A 14,725-nucleotide genomic window follows, 5' to 3' on the forward strand; every position below is an offset into this window, starting at 1 on the left:
ATCTGACGGAGCTGTCCGGCGAGTCGGCCGCCTGGATGCGGCCGAACTTCTTCGCCAACACCCCGGACATCCTGCACGCCTACCTCCAGCACGGCCACCGCCCGGCCTTCGAGGTCCGCGCCGTCCTCGCCGCCACCCTCTCCCCCACCTGGGGCATCTACAGCGGCTACGAACTCTGCGAGAACACCCCCCTCAAAGAAGGCGGCGAGGAATACCTCGACTCCGAGAAGTACCAGCTCAAACCCCGCGACTGGACCCGCGCCGACACCGAGGGCATCGCACCCCTCATCACCCGCCTCAACACCGTCCGACGCCGGCACCCCGCGCTCCAGCAGCTGCGCAACCTGAGCTTCCACCACACGGACAACGACTCCGTCATCGCGTACAGCAAGCGCACCGGGACGGACACGGTCCTGGTGGTCGTCAACCTTGATCCGCACCACACCCAGGAGGCCACGGTCTCGTTGGACATGCCGCAACTCGGCCTGGACAGCAACTCCGCCCTGTCCGTGCGGGACGAACTGACAGGTGAGACCTACTCATGGGGCAGGACCAACTATGTGCGCCTGACACCCGGCAGGGCGCCGGCGCATGTGTTCCAGGTAGGGCGACCGACACCAGCGAACGGAGGGCCCAGCGCGTCATGACTGTCAACGATCCCGTCCAGGACACCTTCGAGGACACGCCTGCCAAGGACCGGGACCCGGAGTGGTTCAAACGCGCCGTCTTCTACGAGGTCCTGGTCCGTTCCTTCCAGGACAGCGACGGTGACGGCATCGGCGACCTGAGGGGCCTGACCGCCAAGCTCGACTATCTGCAGTGGCTGGGCGTCGACTGCCTCTGGCTCCCCCCGTTCTTCAAGTCCCCGCTGCGGGACGGTGGTTACGACGTCTCCGACTACACCGCGGTACTCCCCGAGTTCGGTGACCTCGCCGACTTCGTGGAGTTCGTCGACGCGGCCCACCAGCGCGGCATGCGCGTGATCATCGACTTCGTCGTCAACCACACCAGCGACCAGCACCCGTGGTTCCAGGAGTCCCGGACGAACCCCGACGGGCCGTACGGCGACTTCTACATGTGGGCGGACGACGACAAGCAGTACCAGGACGCGCGGATCATCTTCGTCGACACCGAGGTCTCCAACTGGACCTTCGACCCGGTGCGCGGCCAGTACTACTTCCATCGCTTCTTCTCGCACCAGCCCGACCTCAACTACGAGAACCCGGCGGTGCAGGAGGAGGTCCTGGCCGCGCTGCGGTTCTGGCTCGACCTGGGCATCGACGGCTTCCGGCTGGACGCGGTGCCGTATCTGTACGCGGAAGAGGGCACCAACTGCGAGAACCTGCCGCCCACCCACGAGTTCCTGAGGCGGGTCCGGCGCGAGATCGACGCGATGTATCCGGACACCGTGCTGCTGGCGGAGGCGAACCAGTGGCCGGAGGACGTGGTCGACTACTTCGGCGACTACGAAAAGGGCGGCGACGAGTGCCACATGGCGTTCCACTTCCCGGTGATGCCGCGGATCTTCATGGCGGTGCGCCGGGAGTCCCGCTACCCCGTCTCCGAGATCCTCGCCAAGACACCGGCCATCCCCTCCGGCTGCCAGTGGGGCATCTTCCTGCGCAACCACGACGAGCTCACCCTCGAGATGGTCACCGACGAGGAACGCGACTACATGTGGGCCGAGTACGCGAAAGACCCGCGTATGCGCGCCAACATCGGCATCCGCCGGCGGCTCGCCACACTCCTCGACAACGACCGCAACCAGATCGAGCTCTTCACCGCCCTGCTGCTCTCCCTGCCCGGCTCGCCGATCCTCTACTACGGCGACGAGATCGGCATGGGCGACAACATCTGGCTCGGCGACCGGGACGCCGTCCGCACGCCCATGCAGTGGACGCCGGACCGCAACGCCGGCTTCTCGACCTGCGACCCGGGGCGCCTGTACCTGCCGACCATCATGGACCCGGTCTACGGCTACCAGGTCACCAACGTCGAGGCCTCGATGTCCTCGCCGTCCTCGCTGCTGCACTGGACGCGCCGAATGATCGAGATCCGCAAGCAGAACCCCGCGTTCGGGCTGGGCACGTTCACGGAGTTGCAGTCCTCGAACCCGGCGGTGATCGCGTTCCTGCGGGAGTACGAGGACGACCTGGTCCTGTGCGTGCACAACTTCTCCCGGTTCGCCCAGCCCACCGAACTCGATCTGCGGGTCTACGACGGCCGGCATCCGGTCGAGCTGATCGGCGGGGTGCGCTTCCCGGCCATCGGCGAGCTGCCGTATCTGCTGACCCTGGCGGGGCACGGCTTCTACTGGTTCCGGCTCTCCCGAGTCGCCTCCCGCACCGGCCGTCGGCGCTGAGCGTGCGGAGCCGAGGAAAGGACGCGTCCCCATGACGAAGACCGTTGACCTCCCCCGGAGCACGGCGACCACCGGCCTCGACCGGCCGCTGGCCTCGCTCGGCGGGCTGCTGCGCGACTGGCTGCCCCGGCAGCGCTGGTTCGCGGGCAAGGACCGGCCCGTCACGGATCTCTCCGTACTGTCCCTGACCGAGCTCTTCCCCGGCTGTCTGCATCTGCTCGTCCACGCCGACCACTCCCCCGGCGGGGACAGCGCCCCGTCCGGTGACTGCTACCAGCTCCTGCTCGGCGTACGCGAACAGCGCACGCCCCGGCTGGAGCGGGCGTACATCGGCCGCGCCGAGGAGGGCCCGCTGGCCGGACTCGCGGTGTACGACGCCTTGCAGGACCCGCGCGCCGCCGAACTGCTGCTGGAGCGGCTGCGGATGCCCGGCACGGTCGGCCCGCTGCGCTTCGAGACCGCCCCGCGGACCCGGATACCCGGTGGACTGGCGCCCCGGCTGCTGGCCGCGGAGCAGTCCAACTCCTCGCTGGTGTACGGCGATTCCTTCATCCTCAAGGTGTTCCGGCGGATCCAGCCCGGCATCAACCCGGACCTGGAAGTGCCCGGAGCGCTGGCCGCGCAGGGCTGTGCGCGGGTGCCCGCGCCGGTGGCCTGGTTCCGCACCACCGAACCGAGCCCGGCGACCCTCGGGGTGCTGCAGCCCTTCCTGCCGGACGCGGCCGACGGCTGGACCCTCGCCCTGCGCGCGCTCGCGGCCGGGGACGACTTCGCCACCGAGGCACACGAGCTGGGCCGGGCCACCGCGGACGTGCATCTCGCGCTCGCCGCCGCCTTCCCGTCCGCCGTCCACGACGAACACGGCCGTACCGCGGAGGCCATGTCGGCGCGGCTGGAGGCGGCCGCGCACGCGGTGCCGGCCCTCCGGCCGTACGTGCCGGGCCTGCGGGGCGCCTTCGACACGCTCGCCGCCTGTGACGCGGGACCGCACGCGCAGCGCATCCACGGCGATCTGCATCTCGGGCAGGTGCTGCGGGCGGACCGCGAGTGGTTCGTCATCGACTTCGAGGGCGAACCCTCCCGGCCGCTCGCGGAGCGGCGCAGCACCCAGTCCCCGGTACGGGACGTGGCCGGCATGCTGCGGTCCTTCGACTACGCGGCCCGGCAGCGCCGCCCGTGGCGCCCCGAGTGGGCCCGCCGCTGCCGGGAGGCCTACTGCGCGGGTTACGCTGCCCGCGCCGGCTGGGACCCGCGGAAGAAGCACGCGTTGCTGCGCGCCCACGAGACGGATCGCGCGGTGTACGAAGTGGTGTACGAAGCCCGGCACCGGCCGGCCTGGCTTCCGGTTCCGATGGCCGCGATCGAGCGGCTCGCCCGCTGGGGAGGCTGACCTCATGGCACTGCGCGACTCTTCGCTTCCCGAGTCCTCCGGCCCGTCCCGTCCCACGGCCCCGCCGTTGGACGCCGACGACCGCGGGCGTCTGCTGGCGGGCGCCCACCACGATCCGCACGCCCTGCTCGGGGCCCATCCGGTGGACGGCGGCACCCTCGTCCGCGCGCTGCGCCCGCACGCCCGTGCGGTGAGCGTGCTCGTCGACGGGGTGCGCAGCCCCCTGACGCCGGAGGACGACGGGTTCTTCGCGGCCGTACTCCCGTACGCCGAGGTCCCCTCGTACACGCTGCTCGTCACGTACGAGGACGGCGACGGCGGCGAGCAGGAGGTGGACGACCCGTACCGCTTCCCGCCCGCGCTCGGTGAGTTCGACCTGCATCTGATCCGTGAGGGGCGCCACGAGCAGCTGTGGAAGGCGCTCGGTGCCGAGCCGATGACCCATCAGGGGGTGACCGGTACCCGGTTCACGGTGTGGGCGCCGAACGCGCGAGGCGTGCGGGTGGCCGGGGACTTCACGTGCTGGGACGGCACCCAGTACCCGATGCGCTCGCTGGGCGCGGCCGGGGTGTGGGAGCTGTTCCTGCCGGGTGTCGGCGAGGGCGCCCGGTACAAGTTCGAGATCACCTCCCGGTACGGCGGCCGGTTCCTCAAGGCCGACCCGATGGCCCGCCGTACCGAGGTGCCGCCCGCGACCGCGTCGATCGTGGCGGTCTCCCGCCACGAGTGGAGCGACGCGGAGTGGATGGCGCACCGGGGCGACACGCCGGTGCACGAGGCCCCGTTCTCGGTGTACGAGGTGCATCTGCCGTCCTGGCGGCCGGGATCGACCTACCGGCAGCTGGCCGAGGAACTCCCCGCGTACGTCAACGACCTGGGCTTCACCCACGTCGAGTTCATGCCGGTCGCCGAGCACCCCTTCGGCGGCTCCTGGGGCTACCAGGTCACCGGCTTCTACGCACCGACCTCGCGGCTCGGCACCCCCGACGACTTCAAGTACCTGATCGACGCCCTGCACCGGGCTGGGATCGGCGTGATCATGGACTGGGTGCCGGCCCACTTCCCCAAGGACGACTGGGCGCTGGCCCGCTTCGACGGGGACCCGCTGTACGAACCCGGGGACGAGCGGCGGGCCGAGCATCCGGACTGGGGGACCTACGAGTTCGACCTGGGCCGGGTCGAGGTGCGCAACTTCCTGGTCGCCAACGCGGTGTACTGGTGCGAGGAGTTCCACATCGACGGGCTGCGGGTGGACGCGGTCGCCTCGATGCTCTACCTCGACTACTCGCGGGACTCCGGCCAGTGGACGCCGAACGTGTTCGGCGGGCGTGAGGACCTGGCCGCGGTGGCATTCCTCCAGGAGATGAACGCGACCGTGTACCGGCGGGCGCCGGGCGTGGTGACCATCGCCGAGGAGTCCACCGCGTGGGACGGGGTGACCCGGCCGACCGACAGCGGCGGGCTGGGGTTCGGGCTGAAGTGGAACATGGGCTGGATGCACGACTCGCTGGAGTACATCCGGCACGAGCCGGTCCACCGCAAGTACCACCACGACGAGATGACCTTCTCGATGGTGTACGCGTACAGCGAGAACTACGTGCTGCCCATCTCCCACGACGAAGTCGTGCACGGGAAGCAGGCCCTGGTGTCGAAGATGCCCGGCGACTGGTGGCAGCAACGCGCCAATCACCGCGCCTATCTGGGCTTCATGTGGGCCCATCCCGGCAAACAGCTGCTCTTCATGGGGCAGGAGTTCGCCCAGGGCGGCGAGTGGTCCGAGGCCCACGGCCCGGACTGGTGGCTGCTCGACCCGGAGTACGGCGCCGAGGCCGATCACCGGGGTGTCCGGGATCTGGTCCGCGATCTCAATTCCGTGTACCGCACGCACCCTGCCCTGTGGCAGCGGGACACCGATCCGGCGGGTTTCCAATGGGTCCTGGGGGACGCGGCCGAGGACAACGTCTTCGCCTTCCTGAGGTACGACGCCGAGGCCCGGCCGCTGCTGGCGGTGTCCAACCTCTCCCCCGTGGTCCGTCCCGACTACCGGCTGAGCGTGCCCGGGAGCGCCGCCGTCTGGCGCGAGATCCTCAACACCGACAGCGCGCGGTACGGCGGCGGGGACGTCGTCAGCCGGGGGCCGCTGCTGGCCGACGAGGGCGCTGTGCGGCTGACGCTGCCGCCGCTCGGCACGGTGTGGCTGGAGCCCGTCGCCCCGTAGGCCGCCGAGGACGCCGTCACGTGTCCGGGCGGCCGGGCCGGGGCAGTTCGGGATGAAAGACCCCGCCGCGCCCGGTCGCGGCCCGGCCGGAGGGCGGTCCTCGGTGCTGCGTACCGTCGGAGTGGAGGAAGAACTTCTGCTGGTCCACCCGGACAGCGGGGAGCCGATGCCCCAGTCGGCCGCCGTCCTCGACCGTGCCGCGTTGGACGATCCCGGGCAGGCCGTGTTCCAGAAGGAACTGTTCGGGCAGATGCTGGAGCTGGCCACCAGTCCGCAGCTGCGCATGGCGGACCTCGGCGCCGAGATCGCGCGCTGCCGCAAGGAGGCGGCCCGGCTCGCCGGCGAGATCGGCTGCGCGGTGGCGGCGCTCGCCACCTGCCCGCTGCCGGTCACGCCCGCGCTCAGCGCGCACGAGCGGTACAGGTGGATGGCCGGGCGGTTCGGCAGCGCCACGCTGGACCAGTTCGTCTGTGGCTGCCATGTGCATGTGTCGGTGGAGTCCGACGAGGAGGGGGTCGCCGTCCTGGACCGGCTGCGGCCGTGGCTTCCGGTGCTGCGCGCGCTGAGCGCCAACTCGCCGTTCTGGCAGGGCCGGGACTCCGGTTACGCCAGTTTCCGCAGCCGGCTGTGGGCGCGCGGCCCGTCGGCGGGGCCGACCGAGCTGTTCGGCTCGGCCGAGGGGTACCGGCAACGGGTCGCGGACATGGTGGCCAGCGGGGTCATCCTCGACGCGGGGATGGTGTACTTCGACGCCCGGCTGGCCGTGCACTACCCGACGGTGGAGATCCGGGTGGCCGACGTGTGCCTGCGGGCGGACACCACCGTCCTCGTCGCCACCCTGGCCCGCGCCCTGGTGGAGACGGCCGCCCGCGACTGGCGGGCCGGCCGGCCGCCGCTCGACCACAGTGTGAGCATGCTCCGGCTGGCCTCCTGGCAGGCCGCCCGCTCCGGCCTGGACCAGGAGCTGCTCGATCCGGCAACCATGCGGCCCCGGCCCGCCGCCGAGGTGGTGCGCGCGCTGTTGGCGCACACCGCGGACGCGCTCGCCGGCAGCGGTGACACGAGCGGCGTCGAGGAGGGCGTCGCACAGCTGCTGTACAGGGGCACCGGAGCCGGCGAGCAACGGGCGCTGCTGGAGCGTACGGGGAGCCTGCGGGACGTCGTCGTCGAGTGCGTGCGCCGCACCCAGGGCTGACCTCTTGTCATCCCTCCTGTCATCCCTCCTGTCATCTGGGGGAAACGAGTTGACCGTTCCTGACACGGGCCGCCCTCCCCTGGGCTAGATTCGACCCGCGTCGACAACAGTACCGATCGGGAGGGTCACCCTCCGTACAACCAGGAGCAGCGCATGCGCGACTACGCCCTCGCTCCGACTACCGCTTCGACCCTGACCGGCGGGCTCGCCGACAGCATCTTCGAGACGGCGGACCGGAACCCGACCCTGCCGGTGCTGGCGCGCCGGCCCGACGCCGCCGCCGCGGCCTGGGAGGAGATCAGCGCGGTCGAACTGCGTGACGAAGTGGTCGACCTGGCCAAGGGTCTGATCGCGTCGGGTATCTCGCCCGGGCATCGGGTGGCCGTGATGGCGCGGACGCGCTACGAGTGGACGGTGTTCTGCCTCGGGCTGTGGTCGGTGGGCGCGGAGGTGGTGCCGATCCATCCGACGGCCGCCCGTGACCAGGTCGAGTGGATCCTGCGGGACGCCCGCTGCGTGGCCGTGGTGGTCGAGGACGAGCAGGCGGTGATGACCGTCGGCACGGTGTGCGAGGGGCTGCCCGGGCTCAAGCACGTCTGGCAGCTGGACGCGGGGGCGCTGCCCCAGCTGGTGCAGCGGGGCGTGTTCGTCCCGCTGACCACGGTGGAGTCGCTGCGCCGGATCGTGATGCCGGACTCCACGGCGGCGATCACCTACACCTCCGGCACCTCGGGCCGTCCGCTCGGCTGCGCGCTGAGCCACCGCAGCCTGGCGTACCCGTGCGACACCCTGCTCGCGGGCTGGGGGCACACCGCCGCCCGTCCGGGCGAACAGGCCTCCGTTCTCGCCTACTTGCCGTTCTCGCACGTGTACGGGCTGATGGTGATGGTCATCTGCCTGCGCGGCGGGATCCTGATGGGCCACGAGCCGGAGATGACGGAGACCGCGCTGGCGTCGGCGCTGCGCAGCTTCCGGCCGACCTATCTGTACGCCGTGCCGTCGGTTCTGGAGAAGCTCTACAAGACGTTCCTGCGCACCGCCCACCAGCACGGCCGGGGCGCCCTGTTCGAGCGCGCCATCGAGACCGCACGGGACTTCGCCGCCGCCCAGGAACGGCAGCGGCTGGGCACCGGAGCGGGGCCGGGATTCGACCTGCGGCTCCAGCACGCCCTGTACGAGCGGACGGTGTACCGCAAGCTGCGGTCCGTGCTGGGCGGGCGGGTGCTGCGGGCCACGTCCGGCGGCTCCTCGCTCAGCCGCGAACTCATCCTGTTCTACGAGGGCATCGGCCTTCCCGTGCACGACGGCTACGGGCTGACCGAGTCCAGCGGCGGGATCACCATGCAGCCGCTGGGCCGTGAGAAGTCCGGTACGGTCGGCCAGGCCCTGCCGGGCACCCAGATCCAGGTCGCCGACGACGGCGAGATCCTGGTCCGCGGGCCGTCCGTGTTCCAGGGGTACGTCGGTGACGACTACGCGACCCGGGCGGCACTGCGCGGCGGCTGGCTGGCCACCGGCGACATCGGACGGCTCGACTCCGAGGGCTATCTGACCATCACGGGCCGCAAGAAGGACATCATCATCACCAGCAGCGGCAAGAGCGTGGCCCCGGCCCCGCTGGAGCAGCGGCTGCGGATGAACCCGCTGGTGCACCAGGCGGTGATCGTCGGCGACGACCGGCCCTGTGTGGGCGCGCTGATCACCCTGGACCCGGATTTCCTGGCGCACTGGCGCGGTGCCCTGTCGCTGCCGGGCGACTCGCCCGGGCGGGAGGCGCGCGAGGAGAACGCGCTGCGCGAGGAGATCGCCCGCGCCATCGCGTCCGCCAACAGCGCGGTCTCCCGCTCCGAGTCGATCCGGGTCTACCGGGTGCTCCAGGAACCGTTCGCCCCGGGCAACGGCATGCTCACGCCGTCGATGAAGCTGCGCCGGGACGCCATAGCGCGCCACTACGCGGCCGAGATCGACGCCATGTACCAGGCCCGCTCGCGCGCCGTACGCCGGCCGGGCACGGCGGAGCCGGCCGACTGGGAGGACTCGGACGACGTGTTCCGCTGAGTACGGCACGCTTAGCCGGTGCGGCAGTGGGAACTCGCCGCGAGGGGAGAGATCCGACAGCGAGCACGGCCCTGAGATCCCCCGGGGCCGGGAGAGACGACATGTCGACCGGGCCACGGCGCCAGCGCGGACGCTCCACGGAGGAGACCCCCGAACGCACGGTCTCCTTCCCGGGCGAGCTGCGCAATGTCACCGGCGCCCGGCTGGCCGCGGACGGCTACCTCGCCGATCTCTCCCGCATCTCGCCGCCCACCGACCCCGAGTGCTGGGACGACATCCTGCTGGTGGTGACGGAGCTGGCCGCCAATGTCGTCCAGTACGCGCCGGGGCCCTTCCAGCTGCGGATGCGGCGCACGTACGACGGTAATGTCCACATCACCATGCACGACACCAGCCAGGTCCAGCCCGAGCCGCGCCCCTTCCATCCGCGCGACGGCGGGGGCGGAGTCGGCTGGCACCTGCTGCACACCCTGTGCGACCAGGTCAGCGTGGTCGTCACCGAGACCGGCAAGGACATTCACGTCTTCCTGCCCTGGTGAGCGGCGGGCCACGGTCCTCGTTGAGCGGCGGGGGCGGTCACTCGGGGCGGTGGGCGACCACCCCGAACATCGTCACCGACATGTGCAGCGCCCCCTGCTCGGCGGCGTCGGCGAGGTCGGCGTACAGGGTGTCCCGCTGTTCCTCGGTGAGGGCGCCGGTGCGCACGGCGGACTCGCCGAGCATGCGGATCAGCGGCCAGGCGACCGTGCGGTGGTCCTGGAGCAGGGCCTGCGAGCCGCGGTCCTCCACCACGAACCCGGCCGCGCTGAGCTGGCCGACCAGACGGCGCCCGGCATAGGGGTTGGCGCCGTTGAGAGCGACCGCCATCAGCGCCTGCACGACCGCCGGGTCGCCGGGGTGCAGGAGGGTGGTCCCCCAGTCGGTGTCCAGCAGGGCAACCCGGCCGCCGGGACGCAGCACCCGGGCCATCTCGGCGACGGCCCGGTCGGGGTCGGCGATGTGCTGGAGCACCCGCTCGCACCACACCAGGTCCATCGAGCCGTCGGGCACCGGCAGCGCGGCCGCCTCGCCGTGCACGAAACGGACCCGGCTGCCCGGGGACCGCTCCTCGGCGACCGCCCGCAGACTCGGGTTGGGCTCGACGCCGATCGCGACCCCGTCCGGGCCCACGGCGGCGGCCAGCGTCCGGGTCTGCGAGCCGGTACCGGAGCCGACGTCGAGGACCCGCTCACCGGGCCGTACCGCCAGCGCCTCCTCGGCCCAGGCGCGCAGCCGCCGTACGCCCGGATTGGCGTCCTGGGAGTCCAGGGCGCCTACCAGCGGGGCCACGCGGTCGGGGTCGATGTGCCGCTGCTGGAAGCCCGTTCCGGGCTGGATCTGCGCCATGGCGGGCACTCTACTGGCGTACGTGATCGTCGTGGACGACCTTGCACCGGACGGAAGTCCGACGCATATCCGTGCGACAGCCGGTTACTCCTCTTGATCGAGGGGCATGCTGGAGCCCACGCGTTCGTCTGCCTGCACCGCCCGGCTGGCGGAACGGCGTCGGGCACGGTGGGATCGAACTGGTGCGAAGCAAGCGTTCCAGGGCTTGCGTACGGCGTGACCCGGGCCCCTGGAGCAGCGGAAAGGGATGGACACCGTGACACGACCCAGGATCCTGGTGGTGGGCGCAGGCTTCGCCGGAGTGGAATGCGTCCGCCGCCTGGAGCGGAAACTCGCCCCCGACGAGGCCGACGTCACCCTGGTGGCGCCCTTCGCCTACCAGCTCTACCTGCCCCTGCTGCCGCAGGTCGCCTCGGGTGTGCTGACGCCCCAGTCGATCGCCGTCTCGCTGCGCCGCAGCAAGAAGTACCGCACCCGGATCATCCCGGGCGGCGCGATCGGCGTGGACCTCAAGTCCAAGGTGTGCGTGGTCCGCACCATCACCGACCAGCTGGTGAACGAGCGGTACGACTACATCGTGCTGGCTCCGGGCAGCGTCACCCGCACCTTCGACATCCCGGGTCTGACGGAGCACGCCTTCGGCATGAAGACGCTGGCCGAGGCCGCCTACATCCGTGACCACGTCATCTCCCAGCTCGACCTGGCCGACGCCAGCGACAACCCCGTGGAGCGGGCCGCGCGGCTGCAGTTCGTGGTGGTCGGCGGCGGATACGCGGGCACCGAGACCGCGGCCTGTCTGCAGCGGCTCACGCACGCCGCGCTGCACCGCTATCCGAACCTGGACCCGAAGCTGATCAAGTGGCATCTGATCGACATCGCGCCGAAGCTGATGCCGGAGCTGGGCGACAAGCTCGGCCGCAGCGCCCAGGAGATCCTGAGCCGCCGCGGCATCGAGGTCTCCCTCGGGGTGTCGATCGAGAAGGCGGGCCCGGAGGAGGTCACCTTCACCGACGGCCGGGTGGTGCCCACCCACACCCTGATCTGGACGGCCGGTGTGGTCGCCAGCCCGCTGATCGCCACCCTGGGCGCGGAGACGGTCCGGGGGCGGCTCGCGGTCGACGCCGAGATGACCCTGCCGGGCCACGACGGGGTGTTCGCGCTCGGCGACGCGGCCGCCGTGCCGGACAAGGCGAAGGACGAGGCGGGCGCGGTCTGCCCGCCGACCGCGCAGCATGCCATGCGGCAGGGCAAGGTGGTCGCCGACAACGTGATCGCGACCCTGCGCAACCAGCCGCTGCACCCGTATGTGCACAAGGACCTGGGGCTCGTGGTGGACCTCGGCGGCAAGGACGCGGTCTCCAAGCCACTGGGCATCGAACTGCGCGGGCTGCCCGCCCAGGCGGTGGCCCGCGGGTACCACTGGTCGGCGCTGCGCACCAACGTGGCCAAGACCCGGGTGGCGACCAACTGGCTGCTGAACGCGGTGGCCGGCGACGATTTCGTCCGTACCGGCTTCCAGTCCCGCAAGCCCGCCACGCTCAAGGACTTCGAGTACACGAACACCTATCTGACCCCGGAGCAGGTCCGGGCCCGTGCCGAGGGCACCGGCGAAGCCACGGTCTGACGCAGAGCGCGGCCAAGTGAGCACAGCGGGGCGGTCGGTGTGGGCAGAGGTCCGGGGGCGGCTCTCGGCGGCCGACCCCGGGCTGCTCCGTTTCACCGCCGGCCTGCGGACGGTCCTTGCCATCGCGCTCACGCTCGCCGTCCTGGCGGCCCTGCGGCTCGACGTGTCCCATCTGGTGGCGGGGGCCATCGCGGCGATGGTCGCCACCTTCGCGATCCGTGAGAAGGGGCGCTCCCAGCAGGCCGTCACGCTCGCCCTGGGCCTGCCGGTGGCGCTGGTCTCGATGTCCCTGGGCGCGCTCCTCAACCAGCGGGTCGTGATCGGTGACCTGTTCTTCGTGGCGCTCATCTTCTGCGCGGTCTACAGCCGGCGGTTCGGCGACCGGGGCACCGCGCTGGGGCTGATCGGCTTCCAGATCTACTTCGCCTCGCTGTTCGTGCGCGCGACCGTGCCCGTACTGCCGGGCCTGTACGTCGTGATCGCGGTCGCCTTCGGCAGCGCGGCCCTGGCCCGCTTCGTGCTGGTACCGCAGACGCCGGCGGGCATCCTCGGCCGGCTGCGGCGGGCCTTCCGGGGCCGTTTCGCCCAGCTGGTGGCCGCCCAGGCGGAGTTGCTCGACGCCGGGCCGGACGAGCTGGACAAGGCGGTGGAGGAGGTCCGGGTCAGGACCGCCCGGCTGCACGAGACGGCGCTGCTGATCCAGGGGCGGCTTCCGGACGGCACCTCCGACGAGGCGGTGGCCAGGCTGGTGCAGCGGCGGATCGCGGACGCCGAGATCGCCGCCGAGCGGCTCGGGCTGATGCTGCTCACCGCGCGCAGCGCCCGGCGGGCGGACACCCTCACCCTGCATCTGCCGGGTGCCCACCTGACCTCCGCGGCGCCGCTGCCGGCCCGGGACGAGGCGCTGGATCAGCTGCGCCTGGACCTGGAGGCGCTGCGACTGCTGGTGCTCCGGCCGGTCGGGCCCCAGCCGGGGACCGCGCTGTCCCGGCTGCGCAACCGGCTGCTCGGCTACCGCGAGGAGGAGAACCTGCCGCCCGCCGACCCTGCCGTCCAGGACGTCTTCCGGGGGGTCGGCGAGGCCGCCCGGGCGGTCATGGGGCTGCGGATCGCTTTGGACGGGCCGCAGGACGAGTCCGACGACACCCCGGCCACCTCCAGGTCCCGTGAGGAACTGGACGCCGAGGACGCGGCCATCGAGGTCGCCGAGGAGGACGAAGGCGAGACCGAGGAGGCCACCGGACTGCGCCGGCCCACCACGCGGGCGGCGGTTCAGGTTGCCGTCGGGTCGTCGCTGGCCATCGTGGGCGGCGAGTTCCTGTCCGCCCAGCGCTGGTACTGGGCGGTGCTGACCTGCTGGATCGTTTTCCTCAACACCGCGTCCACCGGCGAGATCCTGGTGAAGGGCTACCGGCGGCTGCTGGGCACGGTCCTCGGCGTGGTGGCCGGCATCGGGCTGGCGGGGCTGGTCGGGCACCACACCTGGACGGCGTTCGGGCTGGTGCTGCTGTTCGTCTTCGCGATGTTCTACTCGGCGCCGCTGTCGTACACCCTGATGTCGTTCTTCGTGACGGCGATGCTGGGCCTGCTGTACACGCTGCTCAACACCTACAGCCTGGACGTCCTGGTGCTGCGGATCGGGGAGACGGCGCTCGGCGCGGTGTGCGGGGTGATCGCGGCGGCGGTGGTGCTGCCGGTGCACACCGACCGCCGTACCGACGAACTGCTCGTCACCACCCTGGACCGGCTGGCCGACGTGACCCGGGCCGCCGCCGACCAGTTGAGCGGGGCGCCGCCGGCCGACCTGGTGGAGAAGGCCCGCGACCTGGACCAGGCACTGGCCGATCTGCGGGCGGCGGTACAGCCGTTGACGCATCCGATCACCCCGCTGCGGTCCCGCCGGGACACCGCCCGCTATGTGGTGGCGCTCCTCGAGACGTGCGCCTATCACGCGCGGTCGCTCGCGGCGACGGCCGAGTTGCTGCCCACCCATCCGTCGATCGCGGCGGATCCCCGGCTGCGGGGGGCGGGGCAGCGGATCGTGCACAACATCGAGGCGATCGCCGCCCAGGTCGACGACCGGCGGCCCGCACGCGAGATCGAGACCGGCCCCAGCATCGCGGCGATGCTGGAGCCGGGCACCCTGCGCGCTCCGCGCTACGGTCGGGTGACCGACCGCGTGCTGCGGCATCTGCAACGCCTCGACGAGGCGGTGACGGGCCTGGCCCGACCGCTGAAGGTGCCGGTCCGGGCGCAGGCCGCCTGACGGGGGGTCACTGCCCGCCGAGGGCTTCGTTCCGGACGCGGGCGCAGCTGCGGCTGATGAGACGGGAGACGTGCATCTGGGAGATGCCCAGGCTTTCGGCGATCCGGCTCTGCGTCATGTCTTCGAAGAAACGCATGTAGAGGATGGCGCGTTCGCGTTCGGGCAGCCGGCGCAGTCCTTCCTTGGCTGCTTCCCGGTCGACGACGGTGTCGTAGGAGCCGTCGGT

General features: G+C 71.5%; 11 protein-coding genes. 9 read left to right on the forward strand and 2 right to left on the reverse strand.

Translation table 11 applies throughout. From position 1 onward, the window contains the following. From ACWGJB_RS49260 to ACWGJB_RS49290, 7 genes are all read left to right on the forward strand, one after another. Window positions 1-647: alpha-glucosidase C-terminal domain-containing protein (locus tag ACWGJB_RS49260; protein ID WP_453386548.1), on the forward strand; the 647-nt coding region annotated here is incomplete at its 5' end. Further along, window positions 644-2,362 carry a maltose alpha-D-glucosyltransferase gene (gene treS, locus ACWGJB_RS49265; protein WP_453386549.1) on the forward strand — a complete coding sequence of 573 codons (1,719 nt, stop codon included), beginning with the start codon at window positions 644-646 and terminating at the stop codon, window positions 2,360-2,362. The genes ACWGJB_RS49260 and treS, both read left to right, overlap by 4 nt. A gap of 31 nt (window positions 2,363-2,393) precedes the next feature. After that, window positions 2,394-3,752, forward strand: a complete 1,359-nt coding sequence (locus tag ACWGJB_RS49270) for a maltokinase N-terminal cap-like domain-containing protein (protein WP_453386550.1) — start codon at window positions 2,394-2,396, stop codon at window positions 3,750-3,752. 4 nt (window positions 3,753-3,756) lie between these two features. Further along, on the forward strand, window positions 3,757-5,970 hold the full coding sequence (glgB, locus tag ACWGJB_RS49275; protein WP_453386551.1) for a 1,4-alpha-glucan branching enzyme: 2,214 nt from the start codon (window positions 3,757-3,759) through the stop codon (window positions 5,968-5,970). A 106-nt stretch (window positions 5,971-6,076) separates the two neighbouring features. Further along, a complete protein-coding gene (locus tag ACWGJB_RS49280) occupies window positions 6,077-7,165 on the forward strand; it encodes a glutamate--cysteine ligase 2 (protein WP_453386558.1) in 1,089 nt (362 codons plus the stop codon). A gap of 153 nt (window positions 7,166-7,318) precedes the next feature. Continuing rightward, entirely contained in the window at window positions 7,319-9,223 is a 1,905-nt protein-coding gene (locus ACWGJB_RS49285) for an AMP-dependent synthetase/ligase (protein WP_453386552.1), read from the forward strand. 101 nt (window positions 9,224-9,324) lie between these two features. Next, window positions 9,325-9,762: an ATP-binding protein gene (locus ACWGJB_RS49290; protein WP_453386553.1), complete on the forward strand. Its 438-nt coding sequence runs from the start codon at window positions 9,325-9,327 to the stop codon at window positions 9,760-9,762. A 37-nt stretch (window positions 9,763-9,799) separates the two neighbouring features. Here ACWGJB_RS49290 and ACWGJB_RS49295 read toward each other — a convergent pair whose 3' ends face one another. Continuing rightward, the gene (locus ACWGJB_RS49295; protein WP_453386554.1) at window positions 9,800-10,609 is read right to left on the reverse strand and encodes a methyltransferase domain-containing protein; all 810 of its coding nucleotides are present in this window, start codon (window positions 10,607-10,609) and stop codon (window positions 9,800-9,802) included. Between the two features lie 247 nt (window positions 10,610-10,856). On the opposite strand from ACWGJB_RS49295, the gene ACWGJB_RS49300 reads away from it, so the two are divergent. Next, window positions 10,857-12,233, forward strand: coding sequence for an NAD(P)/FAD-dependent oxidoreductase (locus ACWGJB_RS49300; RefSeq protein ID WP_453386555.1), 1,377 nt, complete (start codon window positions 10,857-10,859; stop codon window positions 12,231-12,233). A 16-nt stretch (window positions 12,234-12,249) separates the two neighbouring features. Beyond that, window positions 12,250-14,499 (forward strand): FUSC family protein, encoded by a 2,250-nt coding sequence (locus tag ACWGJB_RS49305; RefSeq protein WP_453386556.1) that lies wholly within the window; start codon window positions 12,250-12,252, stop codon window positions 14,497-14,499. Window positions 14,500-14,506: 7 nt separating this feature from the next. On the opposite strand, the gene ACWGJB_RS49310 is transcribed toward ACWGJB_RS49305, so the two are convergent. Continuing rightward, window positions 14,507-14,725 (reverse strand): sigma-70 family RNA polymerase sigma factor (locus tag ACWGJB_RS49310; protein ID WP_453386557.1); only part of this gene is annotated, 219 nt, incomplete at its 5' end.

Source organism: Streptomyces sp. NPDC054813, assembly GCF_053611365.1.

Excerpts from the sequence above, each read along its gene's own strand:
- treS (WP_453386549.1), top strand. The coding sequence starts at position 644 with ATGACTGTCAACGATCCCGTCCAGGACACCTTCGAGGACACGCCTGCC.
- ACWGJB_RS49270 (WP_453386550.1), top strand. The coding sequence starts at position 2,394 with ATGACGAAGACCGTTGACCTCCCCCGGAGCACGGCGACCACCGGCCTC.
- glgB (WP_453386551.1), top strand. The coding sequence starts at position 3,757 with ATGGCACTGCGCGACTCTTCGCTTCCCGAGTCCTCCGGCCCGTCCCGT.
- ACWGJB_RS49285 (WP_453386552.1), top strand. The coding sequence starts at position 7,319 with ATGCGCGACTACGCCCTCGCTCCGACTACCGCTTCGACCCTGACCGGC.
- ACWGJB_RS49290 (WP_453386553.1), top strand. The coding sequence starts at position 9,325 with ATGTCGACCGGGCCACGGCGCCAGCGCGGACGCTCCACGGAGGAGACC.
- ACWGJB_RS49295 (WP_453386554.1), bottom strand. The coding sequence starts at position 10,609 with ATGGCGCAGATCCAGCCCGGAACGGGCTTCCAGCAGCGGCACATCGAC.
- ACWGJB_RS49300 (WP_453386555.1), top strand. The coding sequence starts at position 10,857 with ATGGACACCGTGACACGACCCAGGATCCTGGTGGTGGGCGCAGGCTTC.